We start from the raw sequence: 20,766 nt of genomic DNA on the forward strand, positions 1-20,766 counted from the left end.
CATCGTGGCGGGCGTACGGGGCCAATCTGCTGTCCTCGACGTTCGAGCGGTCCGTTTAATAACGGATTGATCACGGTCGAGTCACAGATTAGCGCATAGCCCCGCCGGTGGGTAGCCGCTCCCAGCGGACCGAATGTCACAGGCGTTCCGCTCCGCGATACAAATGTGACATTCGCCGCCCCTAGGAAGGGGACGCCGGCTCGCGCACCAGCCGCTGGTACGAGACCCGCCACAACCACTCGACCGGCCCCTGCCGGTACCGCCGCAGCCACCAGCCCGCCGTGACGAACAGCACCGCACACACCAGCAGGTACACCGCGACGGTGAACGGCACCCGCAGCGACGGATCAACTCTCGCCGCCAGCCCGAACCCCCAGCCGTAGCACAGCGCCGAGGCGAGAACGTTCTGCGCGACGTAGCAGCTCAACGCCGTCCGGCCGACGCGTTCCAGCCCGGCCCCGACCACCCCCGCACGCCGCCGCGTCGCGTGGAACTGCGCGATCCAGGCGAGCAGGCCGACCGCGACGAACGGGGCCACGCCGTAGCGGGCGACCAGCACACCGGCCTGACCGCCGCACAACCCCACGACCGCATCGACCGGGGCGGCGACCGCCCCGAGCAGCATCAGCTTCCGCCGCAGCACCCGGCTGCCCGGATCGAAGATCCCCGCCTCGTACAGCGCGGCACCGGCGAGGAACATCGAGATCGTCATCGGGATCACGAAGATCACCTCGGCCCGGAACGCGCCGACGTTCTCGGCCCGGAACACCACCAGATCCCACCAGCTGCCGGTGGCGAACACGTCGGTGGCCGGGGCGGTGGGCGCCCCGGAATCCGGCTCGGCCGCGATCGCGGTCACCAGCGCGGTCACCAGCGCGGTGAGCAGCAGCACGTGCACAGCGGACGCGGCGACGGCCACCCACAGCCGCGCCCGTGCCGACGCGACGACGAGACCGCACACGAGCATCGACACCAGTGCGTAACCCATGAGGATGTCGAATTCGGCGACGAGCAGGTAGTGCAGCGCGCCGTCGAGCAACAGCAGCGCGGCACGCACCCGGTACCCGCCGGGCCACGGCCGTCCCGTCCGTCGCGCCGACGCCGCCTGGATCGCCAGACCGATCCCGAACATCAAGGTCAGCAACCCCAGGAACTTGCCCTGGGCGAGTTGCATGAGGATCCGCTGGGGCCACGGCTCGGAACCGAGCGTGTTCAGGTAGCCGACGATGCCGGCCGGGTCGGTGAAGATCCAGATGTTCGTGCCGAGCGTGCCCAGGATGGCGATGCCGCGCGCGACGTCGAGCGCAACGATGCGCCCGGGCCGGGTCGTCGTCTCGGTTGCAGTCATGACTTCGACCCTGACGCGAGGCGCTCGCCGGCGCGTCGGCCACCCGACGGACCGGGTGTCCTCCTTCCGGAGGAGACGACCTACCTGCCCGCGATCTGCCGGGCGACGAACGCGGCGTGCAACCGCGAATCCACCCCCAGCTTCGCCAGGACCCGGGAGACGTGGGTCTTGACGGTGGTGGCGCCGATGTTCAGGCGCTCGGCGATCTGCTGGTTCGCCAGGCCCTCACCGAGGCAGTCGAGCACCTCGCGTTCCCGCTCCGTGAGCAGGTCCACGCCGCTCGGCGGCGGCACCGGTTCGGCGGCACCGGCGGCCAGGCCCGCGATGACGGTGCGGGTCACCTGCGGGGACAGCACGCCGTCGCCGTGGGCCACCCGCCGGATACCGTCGGTCAGTTCCTGCGCGGAGGCCGACTTCAGCAGGAACCCCGCGGCGCCGGCGCGCAGCGCCCCCAGGACGTACTCGTCGACGTCGAACGTCGTGAGGACGAGCACCCGGGTATCGCTCGTCTCGCGGATCCGGCGGGTGGCCTCGATGCCGTCGGTGCCCGGCATGCGGATGTCCATGAGCACCACGTCCGGCCGCAGCGCCCGCACCTGACGCACGGCGACGTCGCCGTCGGCGGCCTCGCCGACCACCTCGAGATCGGATGTCGCGGACAGGATCATCGCCAGCCCCGCGCGGATGGCACCGTGGTCGTCGGCGAGCAGAACCCGGATCACGACGGCACTCCCGGGCGCAGCGGCAGCGACGCCCCCACGACCCACGCCCCGTCGGACGGACCCGCCCGGAACCGGCCGCCGAGAAGCTCGGTGCGTTCCCGCATGCTCGCCAGGCCCCGGCCGCCCGACGGCGTGCGCGGCGCGGCCACCGTCCCGTCCGGGAGCGGGTTGCGCACGGTCACCTCCAACCGGTCGCCGTGCGCGTCCAGCGACAGCTCGACGGGGACGCCGGACGCGTGCTTGGCGGCGTTGGTCAGGGCCTCCTGGACAATGCGATAGGCGGCGTGGTCGACGGCGACGGGCAGCTGCCGCCCCGGACCCGACCGGCGGACGTGGACGACGGTGCCCCCGGCGTGGGCCGAGTCGACGAGCTTGCCGAGCTGGGCCAGCCGCCCGGGCGCGGTCGTCTCGCCGAGGACGGGCCGGTCCCGCAGTAGTCCGATCATCTCCCGCATCTCCTCGAGCGCGTCGACGCTGTTGCTCCGGACCGATTCGAGCACGGCGTGCAGCGCCTCCATCCGGCGGGCCGTCGGCGACGACGCATCGCGGGAGAGGCCCAGCGCGGCCTCGGACTGGATCGCGATGGCCGACAGGTGCCCGGCGACGACGTCGTGCAGATCGCGGGCCATGCGGTTGCGCTCGGCCGCGACGGCAGCCCGCCGGTCGAGTTCGGCGATCGTGGTGACGGCCTCGGCGCGGGCGCGTTCGGCGTCGGCGATGTCCTTGTGCAACCGGACCGCACGCCCCCACCACAGCGGAGTGCCGACGAACGCAGACAGCGCAATCGCCGTGAGCACCAGCAGCTGCCAGTTCCCGGTGACGACGTAGACGACCCCGAAGCAGGCCGCGGAGAGCGCGGAGGCGAGGCCGAGCAGCGCCCGTGCCTGCCGCTCGGTGCCGTAGCGGACGCCGGCGTAGAGCAGGTCGGAGTAGACGAGCCACACGGGCAGGGACGGCCCGAGCAGGAGGTCGATGGCCAGCGGCACCGCACCGAGCACGAGCGCCGCCACCGGGCGCCGCGCCCGGAGCACCGCTGCGCCGCACACGGCCGCCAGCAGGCCGATGCGCACGGCCGCCGGAGCGTCCACCCTGACGGGGGCGAGTTCGTACAGACCGGCGGACAGCAACAGCAGCCCGAGCAGGAACTCGGCCACCGCGATACACCAGCCCTGCGCGGTGACGGAGAGAGACGACCAACGCGGCACCCGTTCATCACAGCACAGCGGCGCGGCCGGTTCGTCCTCCCGACGGAGGACCCCGCCTCGTTCCGAAGACCGACGACACGCGTGCGGCGACCGCCGAGCATCGAGCCATGGACCTCGCTCTCCCGGGCACGCTCGCGGTGCTGGCGCTCGTGGACAGCACCAGTCTCGGCACCCTCGTCGTGCCGCTGTGGTTGCTCACCGCGCCGGGCCGGCCCCCCGTACGCCGCCTGCTGGTGTACCTGCTGTCGATCGCCGCGTTCTACTTCGTTGTCGGACTCGTGCTGATGTCCGCGGGCCGGAGCGGTGCCGCGGCGCTCGCGCGGTGGAGCGACACGACGGCGTGGAACTGGGCGCAACTCTCGGTGGGCGCGGCTCTGCTCGCGGTGAGCTGGCGATTCGACTCGGGGAAGGCGCGGGTTGCGGGCCGCGGGAGCCGGCTGCGGCACTGGCGCTCCCGGGCCCTCGAGCGGCAACGGACGGCGTCCGGTGTGGCAGTGCTCGCGCTCGGTGCCGGGACCGCCGAGGTCGCCACGATGCTGCCGTACCTGGCGGCGATCGGGACGATCGTGGCGACGGGCCTGCCCGCCGCCACCGGCGCCGGCCTGCTCGCCGGGTACTGCGCGGTGATGGTGCTGCCGGCCCTGCTGCTGGTGGTGGGCCGGCTCGTCGTGCACCGGCGGATCGAGCCGCTGCTGCGACGTCTCGACGACTTCACCGCCCGGCACGCCGACTCGGCGCTGGGATGGGTGCTGGGTATCGCCGGGTTCCTGATCGCGCGGGATGCGGCGGCGGCCCTGTTCCTCGCGGGCTGAGGAGGTCTCCGGGCCGGATCTCCTGCCCGGCGGCCACCTCGCTCAGCCGTCCGCCACCTCACGCGACGACGCGCCGTCGGCTGCCCGGACGCGGGCCCGGTCGGCCAGCACCGTGTCCAGCCAGTCGAACATTCGCTGGTCGGTGAGGCTGCGGGCGAGGGGCTGGCAGTGGAAGTTGGCACCCTCCGCCGCGGTGAACGACGCGAGTTCCTTCGCCCCGCGCAGCCGCTCGGCGAGCTGCCGGGACTGGCCGGGCCAGAACTGCTCGTCCTCGGGGTCGGTGACGAACAGCGGCGTCGTGATCGACTCGGGGAGATCGCCGAGCCGGTACTTCAGCACCTCGGTGAGGGTGTCGAAGTACGAGTCCATCCTGCGGTAGGGGCGGGCCCGGAACCGCCACGTGCGCTCGAGCCGGCCCGACAGCCGCATGCCGAAGGCCATGTCGCGATCGAACTTCTCCCGGTCGCCCTTCTCGAGCAACTCGATCATGTTCTTGGGCATGTGGGCAAGCCACGACGCGGACACGTCGACCACCCCCGGATCGGCGATTGCCGCCGCGATCCGGTGCTCGAAGGCCAGTGCGCGCGGAACCCAGTATCCGGCCTGACTGATCCCGTAGAGGGCGATGCGCGAGCCGTCGACCTCCGGGTAGCGGAGGAGGAAGTCCACGATCGGCGTGATCACGGCCTCCCAGTCGTGCCGGAACGGCACGCCGCGCTCGAACAGCATGGACTGCTGGCCGGGACCGTCGAAGAACAGCACGTTGTAGCCGCGGGCGAGGGCCCCGGCCCCGGCGGCGGTCCACAGGCTGCTGATGGGCCCGTCGCTGCCGTTGTTCAGGATCAGGGTGGGGCGTGGTTCGCGGGTCTCCTCGCCGAGCGGCCGCAGCAGGTAGCCCGGCAGGAAGCCGTCCTCGTAGGGAATGTCCACCCGCTCGGCCGGGTGCGGGGTGGTCTCGACGAACCGGTCCCACGCCGCCCGGTGCTGCCGGAACGTCGGCAGCAGCGGGCCGTCGTCGGCCAGACCGTCCACGGAGTTGACCGCGGTAGCGAAATACGTTGCGGCACGCAGGTATGCGCCCGCGGCGCTGACGACGTGCCCGGCCTCGGCGGAGGCATCGGCGAGCCCCCGGACGCGACTGCCGAGCGCCACCCAGGCCTCGAACCACTTCTCGTGATCCTTCTCGCCGAGCGGGGCGATGGTGGCGAGTACCTCCCCCACGTCCGCCGCACCGTGCACGGCCTGGCCGAGCAGGAACCGGACATCGAAGTCGAAGTCCTCGTCGCGGTAGAAACCTGCGGTGAACGCCTGGTGCGGATGCGCAAAGAAGGATGCAGGCATGTGGGCTCCCTCGGGCGGTGGCGGGGCACACCCACCGTACGCCCGAACCGGTCGTTCGGCTCGATATACGACTTCCGCCCGTCACAGGCGGTGCAGTTCCACCTCGTGCAGTCCGCCGTCGGCGACGGTCGCGGTTATGAAGGTGCAGAACGGTTGGCGCCGACGGTCGGTCGGTGACCCCGGGTTGAGCAGGCGCAGCCCCGTCGCCGTGGTGGTGTCCCACGGAATGTGGCTGTGCCCGAACACCAGGACGTCGGTGTCGGGATGAGCGGCCGACATCCGCCCGTCCCGGCCTGCCGAGGCTCCGGTCTCGTGGACGACGGTGAAGCGCACACCCTCCAATGTCACGCGCGCGGTCTCGGGCATCCGGCGCCGCAACTCGGCACCGTCGTTGTTGCCCCAGCACGCGACCAACCGGGCGGCCCGCTCGGACAGGGCGTCGAAGAACGCAACCTCGACCCAGTCGCCGGCGTGCAGCACCACGTCGGCGCGGTCGACCTCCGCCCACACCCGGGCCGGCAGGTCCCTCGCACGCGCAGGGATGTGGGTGTCGGCCAGCAGCAGCAACCTCATGCGACCAGTGTGCCGCCCGGGACGGACCGCGCCGCCCCCGAACGATTCTCGTCGCGCTCGGCGCCGAGGTTTCGCCCGTCCCCCACCGGGCACCCGGCACCGGAGGACACGACGAAGGGCGCCCGCGGCGGATGCCGGGCGCCACCGGGAGGAACACCATGGCCAACGTCGCCGACGGGATAGTCGACCGGCTCCGGGCCTGGGGCGTCCACCGCGTCTTCGGCTACGCCGGAGACGGGATCGACCCGATCCTGGCCGCTCTGGATCGGGCGGCCGAGCACATCGAGCTCGTCACCGCCCGGCACGAGGAGATGGCGGCCTTCATGGCCACCGGGCACGCGAAATACACCGGGGAGGTGGGGGTGTGCCTCGCCACCCAGGGCCCCGGGGCGGTGCATCTGCTCACCGGCCTCTACGACGCCAAGCTGGACGGCAAACCGGTGGTGGCGATCGTCGGGCACGTGGTGACGACGGCCCAGGGCAGCGGCTACCAGCAGGAAGTCGCGCTGCCCACGCTGTTCAAGGACGTGTGCGCCCAGTATGTGCAGACCCTCGATACCCCTGAACAACTCGGCGCGGTGCTCGACAACGCCTTCCGCACCGCACGGGCGACTTCCAGCCCGACGTGTGTGATCGTCCCGCACGACGTGCAGCAGGCCGACGTCGCCGAGGAGGAGCACGCCCACGGCGTGGTCCCCAGCGCCGCGACGGTCGCGGTCCCGCGGGTGCTGCCCACCGACGCCGATCTCGACCGAGCCGCCGACGTGCTCAACGCCGGGCGACGGGTCGCGCTGCTCGTCGGCCAGGGCGCATACGGCGCGGCCCCGGAGATCGGCGAGGTCGCGGAGCTGCTCGGCGCCGGCGTCACGACGTCGCTGCTCGGCAAGCCGGTGATCGACGAGTCCCGGGACTGGGCCTGCGGTGTCATGGGACACCTCGGCACGACCGCCTCTGCGGACCTGACGGCCGCGTGCGACACCCTGCTGATCGTGGGCAGCAACGATCCGTGGACGGAGTTCTATCCCGCCCCGGGACAGGCACGCGCCGTCCAGATCGACATCGCCGCCCGCAACCTCGGCGCCAAGTATCCCGTCGAGGTGCCCCTCGCCGGGGACGCCCGCGAGACCCTGCGCGCCCTGCTGCCCCGGCTGCACCGGACCGCCGGACCGTGGCGCCGCGACGTCGAGCAGATGGTCCGGAACTGGCGGCGGATCGCCGCCGCACGGTGCGCGGAGCCCGCGGACGGTCTCGATCCGCAGGCCGTCGTCCTCAATCCGCAGGCTGTCGTCGCAGCCCTGTCCGACCAGCTCCCGGCGGACGCCCAGGTGGCGGTGGACGTCGGTTCGGTCGTGTATTGGTACGCGCGTTTCCTGCGACTGCCGCCGGGAGTGCCGGCGCACCTGTCGAGCACGCTCGCATCGATGGGGTCCGCGATGCCGTACGGACTGGCCGCCAAGCTCGCCCATCCGGATCGTCCGGTGATCGCCCTGGCCGGGGACGGCGCCATGCAGATGAACGGCATCTCGGAGCTGATCACCCTTGCCCACCGCTGGCGCGACTGGGCCGATCCGCGCTTCGCCGTCCTCGTCCTCGACAACGGCGACCTCACCGAAGTGTCCTGGGAGCAGAGGGAAATGGAGGGCGACGCCCGCATCCCCGCCTCGCAGGCCGTCCCGCCCTTCCCCTATGCCGACTACGCCCGACTGCTCGGCCTGGAGGGCATCCGGGTCGATCGCCCCGAGGACGTCGACGGGGCGTGGCACACCGCCCTGACCGCCGACCGTCCGGTGCTGATCCAGGCGGTCGTCGATCCGGCTACCCCGCTGCTGCCGCCGCGCGCCTCTGCGGACAAGGTCGAGAAGATGCTCCAGGCCCTCGAGCGGGAAGGCGCGCACACGGCCGCACAGCGGCTGCGCCGGCAGCGCGAGCAGGAGGCCGAGAACTGACGGCGGCGGTTCCCCGGCCCGAAGGGCCTCCACCGGGCGTCGACGGGGCCGCTTCCGGGTATGCCCCCCGTAACGGCAACGGAGGACAGCGCAGTGGATCGGTGGACATGAGGGCTTCGTTCGATCAACAGTTGCGCGACCTCACCAGCAGGCTCCGCGGTCTCGCCGAGCTCGCGGCGAAGGCCCTGGAGCTGGCGACGCGTGCGCTGCTCGACGGCGACGTGGCCGCGGCCGAGGAGGCGCTCGATCTCAGCGAGGACATCGACACGTTGCACACCGAGTGCAGCGAGCGGGCCGTGGCGATCCTGGCGTTGCAGCATCCGGTGGCCGGCGATCTCCGGTTCGTGTTCTCCGCGGTGCGGATGAGCAGCGACCTGGCGCGGATGGGCCAGCTCGCCCTGCACATCGCGCGGGCAGCCCGGCGTCGCACCCCCGGAGAACTCGCCCCCGACGAGGTCCGGGACGACATCGCCCGGATGGGCGAACTCACGGCCGGCATGGCGCGCGGACTGTGTGACGTCTTCGCGGAGCCGAATCTGGAGCTGGTCTCTCGGGTCCGGACCACCGACGCGGAACTCGACGCCGTCCACGCCCGTCTGCTCGAGACGCTCCGGGACCCGGCGTGGACGCACGGCGTGACGCCCGCCGTCGACCTCGCCCTGGTGGCACGCTTCTACGAACGCTTCGGGGACCAGGCCGTGGACGTGGCCGAACGGGTCATCTTCCTGATCACCGGGCGTCGCCCCGACGACGATCCAGCTCCACCCGAGCGGCCCTGAGAATGTGCCCGGGCCGGTCCGGGTTCACGGTCTGTTCGAGGTCGGCGACGAACTCCTCCAAGCGCTCCGTGGGCCACGAGTCGAGCCCCTTGCCCGTGCGCTCGGGATAGGCGGCGTGGACGACGTCGAGGATCCGGTGTGCCAGCCGGCGCGCGTCCTCCACGCCGAGGCGGTGGGTCGTGCCGTCGACGGTGACATCCAGCCCGTCGCCGGTGCCGGTCACGGCAAAGGTCGTCATGGGTGCACCTCCTGGGCTCACCGGTCATGACGTTACTCGAGGCGAGCGCGTCGGCGCCGCTACGCGAGTCGCTCGATGTCCGGTAGCTGCCACGTCCGGTCGAACCACGGTTCGAGAGGACCGTACAGCCGGAACATGGCCCACCAGCTCTTGCCGGGAACGGTCTGGATCCAGTTGTGGCCGTCCTCGGGCTGTTCGGGACCGAAGTGGACGTCGACGGAGCCGTCCTCGTTCGTGGTGAAGTCCCGGTCCTGGCTCGTCACCGACGGCCACTCCTGTCCGGTTTGCAGCATGGACCGGGTCTGGGTGTCGTAGACGAGGACCGACCAGAAATCGGCTGCCGGAACGTCCGCAGGGACGCGGAGCCGGTAGGCGCTTCCGCCGTCGAACGGGGCACCCTCGGAGTCGACACAGGCGACGACGTACTGGGAGCCGGCGCCGATCTTCTCGACGTCCTCTGCCGGACTGATGCCGATGACCGAGAAGTTGAACTGCGCGGCAGCGTCGAGCAGGGCGACCCCGTCTTCCTCGAACCGGTGGCCGCCGAGGAAGATGGCGCGCCAGGCACTGCCCGGGTGGCGGTACGCCGCCGGCTCCCTGAACCGGTAGGTGAGGGCGCGACCGGTGGCGTCGCCCACCGCAGCGGCTTCGGTGAGAATCGCCCGCATGCGCTCGTCGGGGTCGAACGGCCTGCCGCGCCGGATGCCGATCGAGGCGAAGAATCCGAGGGTGAGCGGATCCGACGACTCGGCCGGCTCGGACTGCACCACCTCGTCGAGCATCTCCCACGCCCGGAAGTCGGCGGGCGGGACGCCGACCATCGGTTCCGGCGACACGTTCACGAACCGCATGGACGGTGGACGGTCGGCGAGGGCGAGAGGGTAGGCCCGGGTCCGGGCCTTGACGACCTCGACGGCGGGGTGGGGATCGCCGTGCTCGTCGAGGAAGCCCCGCGCGAACAGCACCATGCCGAAGCTGTCGGTCCGCACCACGAAGTAGCCGTCGGGGACCTCACCGTCGTAGCCCGGGGGCAGCAGCAGGTAGGCGCCGCCCTTGCCCTTGTCGGGGCCGGACAAGCCGACGTCGGCCACCCAGCGTCCCCAACTGTCGTTGATCGCCCCCAGCACACCGGGCGGCGCCTCGACCACGAGCGGACCGTCGCGCAGGTCGATCCAGATGGCGGTGTAGGAGGTACTCGTGTTCGCCGTGAGCCAGACGGTGCACGGGTGCATCAGGTCTTCGAAGACGTACGCCGTCGAGTTCACCGGGCCCCACTTCAACAGGGCCTTGCGCATCGCCGCCATGTTCAGCGCGGGCAGAGCCAGCAGGTACGCCTGCACGGCGCGCTGAAAGTCCAGGTTGTCGAACAACGTCCGGACCGTCGCGTCGTCCGGGACGCCGTCGAAGAACCGCAACGTGCCCAACCGGGTGTGAACCTCGTCGGGCGACTCGATGCCGGCCGGGATGGGGGTCGCCGTCGTATCAGTCATCGCCAGCCTCCTCGTCACGATGCCGCCGACTCCGACGCTACGAATCACATCACCGGCTCTCTAGGGTCAAAAGCCCATAGCTCGCCCCCAGCGGAAGCCGAAGGCACCGGCATCTCCCGAACCCGTCCCTGCGGTGGACGGTTCCACGTTCGGCGCCGAACGATGCGTCGATCTGCTCCTCTCACACAAGCTTCACACATCGGGACGGGAACCCTTCACCGACGGTGCGTTGACTCGGTGGGGAGAGAAAGGTGGTGCCGGTGATGAACACCTGGCGAAAGACAGTGGCCGCACTCGCGGCAGGGGCGACGCTCGGAATCGCCGGATTCGGGACGGCCGTCGCGACAGCCCAGGAGCCGGACGAGGGCATGGGCGGTGCGCTGTCCACACAGGAGCAGTCCGACCTGGTGGTGATGCGGGAGGAGGAACGCCTGGCACGAGATCTGTACCAGCAGTTCGCACAGAAGTGGGGGGCACAGATCTTCGAGCGCATCTCCGCCAGCGAACAGCGTCACTACGATGCCGTCGGCGCTCTGCTCGGTCGGTACGGTGTGAACGATCCGTCGGCCGGGCTCGCTGCCGGAACCTACGCCGACCCTCAATTGCAGAGCGCCTACGACGGTTGGCTCGCCCGCGGTCTGACCTCGGTCGAGGAGGCGTACGCGGTCGGGGCCGAACTCGAGGCCGCCGATATCGCCGAACTGTCCACCGCGATCGAGGTCAGTGACGAGGACGCGATCGACCGCCTGTACGGCAAGCTGCGCACCGGTTCCGAGCACCATCTGCAGGCCTTCCGGGCAGCCCTGACCGGCGAGGAGCCGGCCGGCGGACACGGGCAGGGCCAGGGACACGGGCAGGGGCCGCAGCACTCGGAGTAACGCACGGCCGCGGAAGGCGCGGGTGTGTCAGCGTCGGATCGGGTGGTCGCTTCGAGTGGGCAACTGCAGTGTGAACCGTGATCCGTGACCGCGGCCGGGAGAGTCGGCCGACAGGTCGCCGCCGTGGGCGCGGGCGATGCCCCGGCTGATGGTCAGGCCGATGCCGGAGCCGAGATCGTGCTCGCCCCGGCGCCGGGACGGGACCCGGTAGAAGCGCTCGAAGATCCGTTCCACATCGTCCGGGTCGAGTCCCTCGCCCGTATCGGTGACGGTGACGGTGGCGACGTCTCGACCGGCGGTGATGTCGATGCTCACGCCGCCGGTCTCCGTCGCGGCGAGGGCGTTGCCGAGCAGATTGGTCAGCACCTGCGTGATCCGGTCGGCATCGGCCCACACCACGACCGGCGGGGACGGCGGGTGCACGGTCAAGGTCAGGCCGGCATCGTCGAACTGCGGGCGCAGCCGGCCCGTGACCTGCACGACGAGCCCGGACAGATCGACGTCGGCCGGGTGCAGCTCCAAACGGCCCTCCTCCGCCCGGGACAGGGTGGACAGATCATCGGCGAGCCTGCGCAGCCGGCCCACCTCGGTCTCGATCTGGACCAGCTCTGCCGGTGCGAAGACACCGTCGAGGACCCCCTCGGCGTAGCCGTCGATCACGGTCAACGGGGTGCGCATCTCGTGCGCCACCTCCGACAGCAGCCGGACCCGCCGGGCTTCTGTGTCGGCGAGGCGGATGGCGAGATCGTTGACATCGGTGGCGACCGCGGCAAGTTCGACCTCCGGCGGCACCGGGATGCGATGCCGGTAGTTACCGGTGGCGATCGCCCGGGTGCCCGAGCGCACCGACCGCAGCGACCGCAGCAGGCGCCGGGACGCCAGCAGACCCAGCGCGGCGGCCGCGACCACCCCGGCAAGCACCCCGAGCAGCAACGCCGTCGTCACGGCATCGGCCACGACCTCGCGCAACGGAGAAGACCCGTTCGTGCGGTTGCGGCCGCCGCCGGGGCCGGGGGCGCGTTCGTCGAACAACGCCGGCGCCGCGACACGGACGACGGCGAAGGTGACCAGCGCTCCGACCACCGCCACCAGCAGATGGGAGACGAACAGCCGCGTCGTCAGGCTCGGCACGGGAAACCGGGGACCGCCGAGGTTCACCGGTCGGCCCCGGCCGTGGCGACGAACTTGTAGCCGACCCCGCGGACGGTCCCGATGAAGCGGGGGGCGGTGGCGTCGTCACCGAGCGCTCGGCGGATGCTGCGAATGTGTACGTCCACGACCCGCTCGTCACCGAAGAAGTCGCCGCCCCAGACCTTCTCGAGCAGTTGCCGGCGCGAGTACACCCGGCCCGGCGCCCGGGCCAGGGCCAGGAGCAGGTCGAACTCGAGCGCGGACAGTTCCACGGGAGTGCCGTCGACCGTCACTTCCCGGGTGTCGGGGTCGACGGTCAGACCGGCGACGACCACGCGTGAGGTCCCACCGTCGGTGCCTCGGGCGCGGCGCAGGACGGCACGGACGCGGGCGGCGACCTCGCGAGGCGCGAACGGTTTGGTGATGTAGTCGTCGGCGCCGACCGCCAGACCCACCAGCTTGTCGACCTCCTCGGCGCGCGCGGTGACCAACACGACGTACACGTCGGAGAATCCGCGGATCCTGCGCAGCACCTCGAGACCGTCGAGGTCGGGAAGGCGGATGTCGAGCAGCACCAGGTCGGGGCGGCGGGACTGCACCGATGTCAGCGCTTGCGAGCCCGTTGCGGCTTCGATGACGTCGTAGCCGTCCGCCTCGAGGTAGCCGCGCAGGACGCGACGGATGTGGGGTTCGTCGTCGACGACGAGGACGCTGCGGGGCACCGTTTCCCCTTTCGATCCGCCGGTCCGACCGGGCGACGGGCTGGTGTGGACAGGGATGTCCGTCGAGGTGTTCGACGGGCAGACCGAGGGTAGTCCAGCCGTGCAGCCCACCGCGGAGTTGTCGTTGCACAGACCCGCGGACGCCCCGTCCCCGGCGCTTCCTGCGGTGGGTGCGCACATCCGCATCACCCGGGGCTGCCCCTCGGAGGTGGGGCGCAGTTATTCGGAGAGGGGCAGGCACATCCGGACCTCGGTACCTTGTGGGTCGTTGGGCAGGTACCGGATGCTGCCCCCGTGTCGCTCGACGATGTGCTCCGAGATGATCAGGCCGATCCCGGAACTGTCCTGCTTGGCCGAGAAGGCCCCGGAGGCCAGACGGTTTCCCGAGGCACCGTCCATGCCTCGTCCCTGGTCGAGAACGGAGACGCAGGCCCACTCACCACGCCGGTCCGTCCGGACGGTCAGTTCCTTGACGGAAGTCGAGGGCAACACGATCTCGTCGATCGCGTTGAAGCAGAGGTTGATGACCACCTGCCCGATCAGCACGCTCTCTCCTTCCACCGGCAACGGGGAACGGGACCTGTCGATCGATATGTGCACTCCCCGCTCGGCTGCCCGCAAACGAACGAAGTACAGGCTCTCCTCGACCGTTTCGTTGAGGTCGATGGCAGCCTTGGTGCTCTCGATCCGCCGCACGTAGCGCTTCACGGAGGACACGATTTCCGCCGCCCGGCCGAGCTGCTTCTCCATCCTGTCCAACCCGTAGCTCAGGGCCTCGGGGTCGAGGGATCGGTCGGAGATCCGTGCCTTGAGGCCGCTCAGATAGTTCGTCGAGGCAGCGAGGGGCTGCCCGAGTTCGTGAGCGAGGATCATGGCCATGTCACCCATCGCGTTGTACCGGCTGAGGTACTGGAGGTTGGCCTCCTGATACGCATGGCGGCGTTCCCACTCCACGCGATCCGTCACGTCACGGATCGTCAGCACCCGGGACGTCATTCCGTCGTGCACCACGGCCTCGAGAAAGCCGGCCAGCCAGGTGGTGCTTCCGTCGCTCTTCTCGATCTCCTGCATGATGCCCACCGGCCCGGCCGCCGCGTCCAATTTGGCCACGACGGGCTCGGCGGTCAGGCGAGGCTCACACCGGCCCAGATCCTCCAGGTACACACCGGACAGTTCGTCCGGCGTTCTGCCGAAGAGCTGGGCCGCGAGCGGCGAGATGTCCTCGATGCAGTTCATCTCGTCGAGCACCACGATGCCCGCCGACGTGTGCGTCATGATGCGCTGTAGGGACTGCGACACCCAGCTGAGCTCCTCCTGGAGCTCCACCTCTTCGGCGATGTTGCGGAACTCGACCATCACGACCTGCCCGTCCTGGAAGGTCAGGAGCGAGGCGACCGCGTCTGCCAGGAAGTCCTGACCGTCCTTGGTCCGGTACTTCCACTGTCTGCGGCTCGAGCCGTGTACGACCGCGTCCTGCAACCACGCCACCCCGACCGAGCGCCGGTACTGACGCTCCTGGCTGCTCATGTGGTGGGCCTTCAACGGTCGCAGTTCGTCGAGCGTGAAACCGAACATCCGGCACGCGGCGGGGTTGGCCCAGAGGATGTTCTTGGACGCGGCCTCGTGGATGAGAATCCCTGTCTCCGTCTTCTCCACCATCTCCTGGAAGTCGCGGCCTGTCGGGAACATCGATCCTCACCTCCGGGTGCCGTGACGGTTCATTGTCGACCCACGATCGGCGGATCGACCATAGGGGAATGCTTTATGACCGGCGGAGGAAATCCCGATACCGCCTCGTCCGAACCTTTCCTAGCGTTTTCCTCAGCGCGACACGACGAGGTGGATGGAGACGACGATGGCGATCCGGAGCACGATGAAACCAGTGCAGGCGGCAGCGGTGGGCCCTGCCCGGGAGAAGGCCTTCGAGGACGCCCTCGCCGTGCTGCTGGACCGGCGCGACGAGTTCAACCGGCAACGATTCGTGCCGAGGGACTTCATCGCGCTCTTGAAGCGGGCCGGACTCTACCGCGCGTCGACCCCGGCACAGTTCGGCGGAGAACCGATGGCCCCCTCCTCCTTCATGAGGCAGGTCGAGCGGATTTCCGCGGTGGATCCGGCCACCGGGTGGGTGGCAAGCTTCGGATCCTCACTCGTGTACTTCGCGGCCCTGCCGGTCGAAACCCAGGAGAAGATCTACTCCGAGGGCCCGGACGTCGCCTATGCCGGCGGGTTGTTCCCCATGCAGAAGGCCGAGAAGGTGGACGGCGGCTACCTGTGCAGCGGGCTATGGCAGTTCGCCAGCGGATGCCTGGGCGCCGACATCCTCGGCATCGGTCTCGCCGGAGGCCCGGAAACGAACGGCAAGCCACTGACCGCCCTCGTGGACCCTGCCGACGTGGAGATCGTGGAGAACTGGGATGTCGCCGGAATGAAGGCGACGGGGTCACACGCAGTGAAGGCCGACCGGCTCTTCGTCCCCGAGGAGATGACGTTCGTCCGCGGTGGCGCTCCCCTGATCGACGAGCCGCTCACGCGGTATCCGTCGCTCGCCTACGCCGCCCAGGTGCTGGCGGTGGTGACTCTCGGCGCCGCCCGCGGCGCGCTGGACTACGTCCACGAGGTCGGAGCGGTCCGATCCAGCATCACCGGCGGTGACAGCAAGGGAAACCGTCCCGCGTACAAGACCGGGCTGGCCCGCGCCGAGGCCGATCTCCGCTCCGCTCGGGCCTTCTTCTACGAGATCACCGACGAGGTGTGGGACCTGGCGGTCCGCGGCGACGAGATCACCGACGAGTGCACGGCCCTGCTCCGCCTGGGAGCAACCCAGGCCGCCCACGTCGGCCGCAACGTCGTGCTCGCCGCCTTCGACCTGGCCGGCACCGGGGCGATCTACGAGAGCCATCCGCTGCAGCGCTACCTTCGGGACGCTCTCGTCCCGGCTCAGCACGCCATGCTTCAGACCAACACCTTCGAGGCGGCCGGAGCCGTTCTCCTCGGCCTGGAACCCGGGATCCCCAGTTTCCCCTGACCGGGGCGTGATCTTCGAGACCAGTGCCTGCCTTCCAGCGAAAGGACGCCCCCATGACCGCCGAACCGTTGCGCACCCTGTTCTGCATCGGCAACAACCAGAACTTCTTCGACCTGCCGAAGGCGGAGATCGGCCCGGTGTGGGTCGGCATCTCCACCATGCTCTCGAATCTCGCGAACATGGACGGCATCCATGTCATCGGCACGTTCGACGACGACGCCCACATGGTGGGCCCGTCCGACGGCTGGCCCTGGACCTGCTACGTCCTGGCCGACGTGAAGGACCAGGAAACCGTGCGGGCCGCGTGCAACCTGTTGCGGACGACGATGATCGGCGAGTACGCCCTCTGGAAGTACTTCAAGATCGAGGCTCGCATGGGCCGGGAGCTGACGATCCGCGCCGACGTCGGGGTCTGATCCGTGACCGACACGGAGCACCGTCTCGAGGTGGTCGAGGCGAAGGAGGCCGTCCGCGACTGTCTCGCCCGCTACCTGGACCTGTGTGACGTGCCCGGCCCGCTGCAGAGCCCGGATCAGCTCGGCATCCTGTTCACCGCCGACGCGACCTGGGAAGGACTGGGTCCGGAGTACGCCGGCAAATTCGGAATCGCCCGGGGCCGCAGCGAAATCGTGGCCCTCGTGTCCCGGTACCTGCCGCCGGCCGACCACTTCCTCCGCAACGTGCACCTCCTCGGGAGCGAGCAGATCCGTCTCGACGGCAACCGTGCGAGCGGGCAGTGGATCATGCAGCAACTGTCGCTCTATGCGACGGGAACGGCCGAGATTCTCTGCGCCCGGCTCACGATCGACTTCGACCTGGACCGGACAGGGGGACGTACGGCGGCTCGCATGAGCCGGTTCTGCACCCGCCGGATGTTCGCCGCGCCGCTGCCCGCCGAGGCCATGGCCCAACGGATCTGATGCATCGCCCCGCGGTGACGCCCGCCCTTGCACTTCACGAACGAAGGAAAGACATGACGACGACAGCAGAACCCACCGCACGCACCTACGCGGACCTCGTCGCGCACGACCGGGTCGCGGGCAGGCTGTACACCGATCCGGACATCTTCCAGGAGGAGATGAAGAAGATCTTCTACAAGACCTGGGTGTGGGTGGCACACGAGAGCGAGATCCCGGAGGCGGGCTCGTTCAAGACCACCCAGGTCGGAGATCAGCCGGTCATCGTGACCCGGGATCGCATGGGCAATTTCAACACTTTGCTGAACCGGTGCCGGCATCGCGGGGCGACGGTGTGCGACCAGCGCAGCGGCAAGGCCAACGGCTTCACGTGCCCGTACCACAACTGGTCCTACGCACTCGACGGACGTCTTCGCGGCATTCCCTACCCGGACGGCTACGAGGGCGTCGTGGACAAGAAGGACTTCCCGCTCCAGACGCTGCGCACCGAGAGCTACCTGGGAATGATCTGGGCAACCTTCAACCAGGACGTCGAGCCGCTCGAGGACTTCCTCGGCGACGCCAAGATCTGGATGGAGCGCTTCTTCAAGCAGAGCAACGGATTTCCGACCAAGGTGCTCGGCGTTCACAAGTTCCGGTTCAAGGGGAACTGGAAGATCCAGCTCGAGAACACCACGGACGGGTACCACTTCCCGATGGTGCACAAGTCGTGGATGGCCTCGGTCGACGCCGAGACGGCGGACATGATGTCGTTCATGGACGACCCCGCGGCCGAGACCCACGCCCTCGGCAACGGGCACAGCGTCGCGATCATGGCCGCGGCCCACACGGATCTCGATGTGGACGACGGAACGGAGGAGATCCAGCCCCGCTTCCAGCATCTGGTCGACGAACTCGCCGCCGCGGGAGAAAGCTCCGAACGGATCCGTCGCTATATGCGTTCCATGCACGGTTGCGGGTTCAACCTCAACACCTTCCCGAACGTCGCGATGTCGTCGTCGTTTTTCCGCGTCCTGATCCCTCTCTCCGTCGACGAGACCGAGATCTGGCACATGGCCCTCGGCATGGACGGCGGGCCCGAGAGCGTCAACCGCGAGCGACTGAGGATCCACGAGCACTTCCAGGGGCCGTTCGGTTTCGGTAGCCCCGACGACGCCGAAGGGTGGATCCGGGTGCAGATCGGCGCCGGCGGCGATCCGAACATGCCGATCCTCGTCAACCGCGGCGAGGGACGCGAGTACACGACCGAAGAAGGTTGGCCCACCTCTCATGTCACCGACGAGACGGGGATGCGGGAAGCCTACGCGATGTGGAAGAAGATGATGAGCAATGACTGAGGTCGTACCGATGCCGACCCTGACGGACTCCCGCACCCTCCGGGCCATCGAGCTCGTCTGGAAGGAAGCTCAGGTCCTCGATGCCAAGGATTATCGGGCCTGGGAGCAGATGTACACGGATGACGCACATTACGTGATTCCCATCGATCCGGACACCGACGACTTCGCCGCAGGCCTGAACATGGTCTACGACGACAAGCGCATGCGGCACCTGCGCGTCGAGCGGATGATGCAGGGCTACTCGCCCTCCGCGGTGGCCGCGGCCCGGACCGTGCGGATCGTCTCGCGGTTCACCGTGGAGGAAATCACCGACACCTCGGTCACTCTCCGATCGGCCCAGATCCTCAATGCGTTCAAGCGCAACGAATTCACGACGCTCGGCGCCGAGCTGACCCACCGGATCGTTCTCGGAGCGGACGGGGACAGAATCTCACTCAAGGTCGTGCGGCTCATCGACAGCGAGGACGCGGTCAGCGCCTCGGGTTACCTGCTGTAGGGGGCCGATGTGATCTCTCAGTCCACCGGCACCGGGCCGGGTATCGCCGTTGTCACCGGCGCGGCCGGAGGTATGGGTGCCGCCATTGCCCGGAAACTCCACGCCGACGGTAGAAGGGTTCTGCTCGCCGACATCGACACGGCCGGTGTCGAAGCCCTCGCGGTGGAGTTGTCCCCCGACGGATCGACCGCACGCGGCCTCGAGCTCGACGTCAGTCGCAAGGACGGATTCGAGGAGGCCCTGGCGACATGCCGGCAGATCTGGGGCATCCCCACGATCGTCGTCAACAATGCTGCCGTCACGCAGGCAGCGGATCTGATGAACCTGGCGGAGGCGGACTTCACGAGTGTCCTCACGACGAACGTGAACAGCATCTTCTTCGGTTGCCAGGTGTTCGGCGCGGCCATGGCCGACCAGGGCTTCGGACGGATCGTCAACATGGCCTCACTTGCCGGCCAGAACGGAGGGACGGCAACCGGTGGCCACTACGCGGCCTCCAAGGGAGCGATCCTGACCACCACCAAGGTCTTCGCGCGCGAGCTGGCCGGCCGGGGAGTGACCGTGAACGCGATCTCTCCCGGGCCGCACGACCTCCCGGTCGTGCGGGCCACGGTGCCCCCGGACAGGCTCGCGGGCATCGTCGCCGGGATTCCGGTGGGCCGCTTGGGAAGTCCGTCGTTCGTGGCCGACATGGTCGGGCTGCTCACCTCGGACGACGCCTACTTCGTCACAGGTGCCTGCTGGGACGTCAACGGCGGGCTGTACCTCCGCTGAGCGGGGTCCTCCCGTCCGGGAGGGCCCCGGTCGGCGTTTTCCGTCCGGAGAAATTCACGAGGAGAACGGACATGGCACTCATCGACGTCACCGTCGCCGAGATCATTCAGGAATCACCCACCGTCAGATCGTTCAGGCTGGCGAAGACCGACGGGACGCCACTGGGTACGTATCTGCCGGGCGCGCACATCGATGTCGTCGGACCCACGTCGATCACCCGCCAGTACTCGCTGTTCAGCACGCCCGACGCGCAGGATTCGTTCGCCTTCGCGGTGAAGCGCGAGGAGAACTCCCGCGGCGGCTCGGCCGCCCTCCACGAATTGGGCGTGGGCGACGTTCTCCGGATCAGCTCCCCGCGGAACCTGCTGAGCATCGCGACGGACGCCACACACCACGTCCTGGTCGCCGCCGGCATCGGCATCACCCCGATGCTGAGCATGGCGCGCTACATGGACGTCCACGGCATCAGCTTCGAACTGCACTACTTCGCGCGCAGCGAGGAGGAAGCCGCCTTCCTTCCGCTACTGCGTGATCGCTGCCCGGAGAAGCTCCGTGCCCATCTGGGGGTGACCCGGGAGGACCAGGACGAGATCCTCGGAACCACCTTTGCGGGAATGGACCCCGGCGCCCACGTCTACACGTGCGGACCCGACGGGTTCATGACCAAGGTCGTTGCGCTCGCCGGCCGGCACGTCCCGGCCGGGTCGATCCACCTCGAGAACTTCCACGCGGCGGAACTGCCGGACGCCTCCGAGAACTCCGCGTTCGAGGTCGAACTGGAGGGGGAGACCTATCAGGTCCCGGCCGACCGGAGCATCGTCGAGGTGCTCCAGGAGAACGGCTGCGACGTGGACACGTCCTGCCAGGAGGGCATCTGCGGTACCTGCATCATGCAGGTACTGGCAGGGACTCCGATCCACCGGGACAACGTTCTCACGCAGTCCGAGAAGGAATCCGGCGAGATCATGGCAGTCTGCGTGTCCCGTGCAGCGGGCGAGCGCCTGGTGCTGGACTACTACTGATCCCCGA

Annotated in this window: 21 protein-coding genes; 11 read left to right on the forward strand and 10 right to left on the reverse strand. The window is 69.4% G+C overall.

Going from position 1 to position 20,766, the window contains the following annotated elements:
* Nucleotides 1-181 precede the first annotated feature (181 nt).
* From ACWPOB_RS12995 to ACWPOB_RS13005, 3 genes are all read right to left on the reverse strand, one after another.
* Nucleotides 182-1,348, reverse strand: coding sequence for a DUF418 domain-containing protein (locus ACWPOB_RS12995; RefSeq protein ID WP_455401056.1), 1,167 nt, complete (start codon nt 1,346-1,348; stop codon nt 182-184).
* Nucleotides 1,349-1,428: 80 nt separating this feature from the next.
* Nucleotides 1,429-2,070: a response regulator gene (locus tag ACWPOB_RS13000; protein WP_455401057.1), complete on the reverse strand. Its 642-nt coding sequence runs from the start codon at nt 2,068-2,070 to the stop codon at nt 1,429-1,431.
* Entirely contained in the window at nt 2,067-3,275 is a 1,209-nt protein-coding gene (locus tag ACWPOB_RS13005; protein WP_455401058.1) for a sensor histidine kinase, read from the reverse strand. Before ACWPOB_RS13005 ends, ACWPOB_RS13000 begins: the two co-directional genes overlap by 4 nt.
* Nucleotides 3,276-3,382: 107 nt before the next feature.
* Here ACWPOB_RS13005 and ACWPOB_RS13010 point away from each other — a divergent pair, with 107 nt between their 5' ends.
* Entirely contained in the window at nt 3,383-4,087 is a 705-nt protein-coding gene (locus ACWPOB_RS13010; protein ID WP_455401059.1) for a GAP family protein, read from the forward strand.
* A gap of 42 nt (nt 4,088-4,129) precedes the next feature.
* Here the strand turns inward: ACWPOB_RS13010 and ACWPOB_RS13015 are convergent, their stop codons facing one another.
* Both ACWPOB_RS13015 and ACWPOB_RS13020 read right to left on the reverse strand, forming a co-directional pair.
* The gene (locus ACWPOB_RS13015; RefSeq protein WP_455401060.1) at nt 4,130-5,428 is read right to left on the reverse strand and encodes an alpha/beta hydrolase family protein; all 1,299 of its coding nucleotides are present in this window, start codon (nt 5,426-5,428) and stop codon (nt 4,130-4,132) included.
* A gap of 81 nt (nt 5,429-5,509) precedes the next feature.
* Nucleotides 5,510-6,001, reverse strand: a complete 492-nt coding sequence (locus ACWPOB_RS13020; RefSeq protein ID WP_455401061.1) for a metallophosphoesterase family protein — start codon at nt 5,999-6,001, stop codon at nt 5,510-5,512.
* 158 nt (nt 6,002-6,159) lie between these two features.
* On the opposite strand from ACWPOB_RS13020, the gene ACWPOB_RS13025 reads away from it, so the two are divergent.
* Both ACWPOB_RS13025 and phoU read left to right on the forward strand, forming a co-directional pair.
* Nucleotides 6,160-7,947: a thiamine pyrophosphate-requiring protein gene (locus tag ACWPOB_RS13025; RefSeq protein WP_455401062.1), complete on the forward strand. Its 1,788-nt coding sequence runs from the start codon at nt 6,160-6,162 to the stop codon at nt 7,945-7,947.
* Between the two features lie 107 nt (nt 7,948-8,054).
* Nucleotides 8,055-8,726 (forward strand): phosphate signaling complex protein PhoU, encoded by a 672-nt coding sequence (phoU, locus tag ACWPOB_RS13030; protein WP_100055505.1) that lies wholly within the window; start codon nt 8,055-8,057, stop codon nt 8,724-8,726.
* Here the strand turns inward: phoU and ACWPOB_RS13035 are convergent.
* Both ACWPOB_RS13035 and ACWPOB_RS13040 read right to left on the reverse strand, forming a co-directional pair.
* Complete coding sequence (locus ACWPOB_RS13035) at nt 8,677-8,964, reverse strand: hypothetical protein (RefSeq protein WP_455401063.1); 288 nt, start codon at nt 8,962-8,964, stop codon at nt 8,677-8,679. The two genes, phoU and ACWPOB_RS13035, sit on opposite strands and share 50 nt — an antisense overlap.
* Nucleotides 8,965-9,023: 59 nt before the next feature.
* Complete coding sequence (locus tag ACWPOB_RS13040; RefSeq protein WP_455401064.1) at nt 9,024-10,454, reverse strand: DUF1254 domain-containing protein; 1,431 nt, start codon at nt 10,452-10,454, stop codon at nt 9,024-9,026.
* Between the two features lie 263 nt (nt 10,455-10,717).
* On the opposite strand from ACWPOB_RS13040, the gene ACWPOB_RS13045 reads away from it, so the two are divergent.
* Nucleotides 10,718-11,332, forward strand: coding sequence for a DUF2202 domain-containing protein (locus ACWPOB_RS13045; RefSeq protein ID WP_455401065.1), 615 nt, complete (start codon nt 10,718-10,720; stop codon nt 11,330-11,332).
* A gap of 27 nt (nt 11,333-11,359) precedes the next feature.
* Here the strand turns inward: ACWPOB_RS13045 and ACWPOB_RS13050 are convergent, their stop codons facing one another.
* The 3 genes from ACWPOB_RS13050 to ACWPOB_RS13060 all read right to left on the reverse strand — a co-directional run bounded on the left by ACWPOB_RS13050 (nt 11,360) and on the right by ACWPOB_RS13060 (nt 14,874).
* On the reverse strand, nt 11,360-12,463 hold the full coding sequence (locus ACWPOB_RS13050; RefSeq protein ID WP_455401066.1) for a sensor histidine kinase: 1,104 nt from the start codon (nt 12,461-12,463) through the stop codon (nt 11,360-11,362).
* Between the two features lie 23 nt (nt 12,464-12,486).
* The gene (locus ACWPOB_RS13055) at nt 12,487-13,185 is read right to left on the reverse strand and encodes a response regulator transcription factor (RefSeq protein WP_100055509.1); all 699 of its coding nucleotides are present in this window, start codon (nt 13,183-13,185) and stop codon (nt 12,487-12,489) included.
* Between the two features lie 219 nt (nt 13,186-13,404).
* A complete protein-coding gene (locus ACWPOB_RS13060) occupies nt 13,405-14,874 on the reverse strand; it encodes a PAS domain S-box protein (RefSeq protein ID WP_455401067.1) in 1,470 nt (489 codons plus the stop codon).
* A gap of 154 nt (nt 14,875-15,028) precedes the next feature.
* Here ACWPOB_RS13060 and ACWPOB_RS13065 point away from each other — a divergent pair, with 154 nt between their 5' ends.
* The 7 genes from ACWPOB_RS13065 (at nt 15,029) to ACWPOB_RS13095 (ending at nt 20,759) form a co-directional block, all read left to right on the forward strand.
* Nucleotides 15,029-16,213, forward strand: a complete 1,185-nt coding sequence (locus ACWPOB_RS13065; protein ID WP_455401068.1) for an acyl-CoA dehydrogenase family protein — start codon at nt 15,029-15,031, stop codon at nt 16,211-16,213.
* 53 nt (nt 16,214-16,266) lie between these two features.
* Entirely contained in the window at nt 16,267-16,629 is a 363-nt protein-coding gene (locus ACWPOB_RS13070) for a hypothetical protein (RefSeq protein WP_006931798.1), read from the forward strand.
* Nucleotides 16,630-16,632: 3 nt separating this feature from the next.
* Nucleotides 16,633-17,133 carry a nuclear transport factor 2 family protein gene (locus ACWPOB_RS13075; protein WP_455401069.1) on the forward strand — a complete coding sequence of 167 codons (501 nt, stop codon included), beginning with the start codon at nt 16,633-16,635 and terminating at the stop codon, nt 17,131-17,133.
* Between the two features lie 53 nt (nt 17,134-17,186).
* Entirely contained in the window at nt 17,187-18,467 is a 1,281-nt protein-coding gene (locus ACWPOB_RS13080; protein ID WP_455401070.1) for an aromatic ring-hydroxylating oxygenase subunit alpha, read from the forward strand.
* Nucleotides 18,460-18,963, forward strand: a complete 504-nt coding sequence (locus tag ACWPOB_RS13085) for an aromatic-ring-hydroxylating dioxygenase subunit beta (RefSeq protein ID WP_029546282.1) — start codon at nt 18,460-18,462, stop codon at nt 18,961-18,963. Before ACWPOB_RS13080 ends, ACWPOB_RS13085 begins: the two co-directional genes overlap by 8 nt.
* Nucleotides 18,964-18,972: 9 nt before the next feature.
* Entirely contained in the window at nt 18,973-19,737 is a 765-nt protein-coding gene (locus ACWPOB_RS13090) for an SDR family NAD(P)-dependent oxidoreductase (protein WP_455401071.1), read from the forward strand.
* A gap of 71 nt (nt 19,738-19,808) precedes the next feature.
* Nucleotides 19,809-20,759: a PDR/VanB family oxidoreductase gene (locus tag ACWPOB_RS13095; RefSeq protein ID WP_455401072.1), complete on the forward strand. Its 951-nt coding sequence runs from the start codon at nt 19,809-19,811 to the stop codon at nt 20,757-20,759.
* Nucleotides 20,760-20,766: the final 7 nt, after the last annotated feature.

This window comes from Rhodococcus sp. 2H158, from assembly GCF_053764755.1.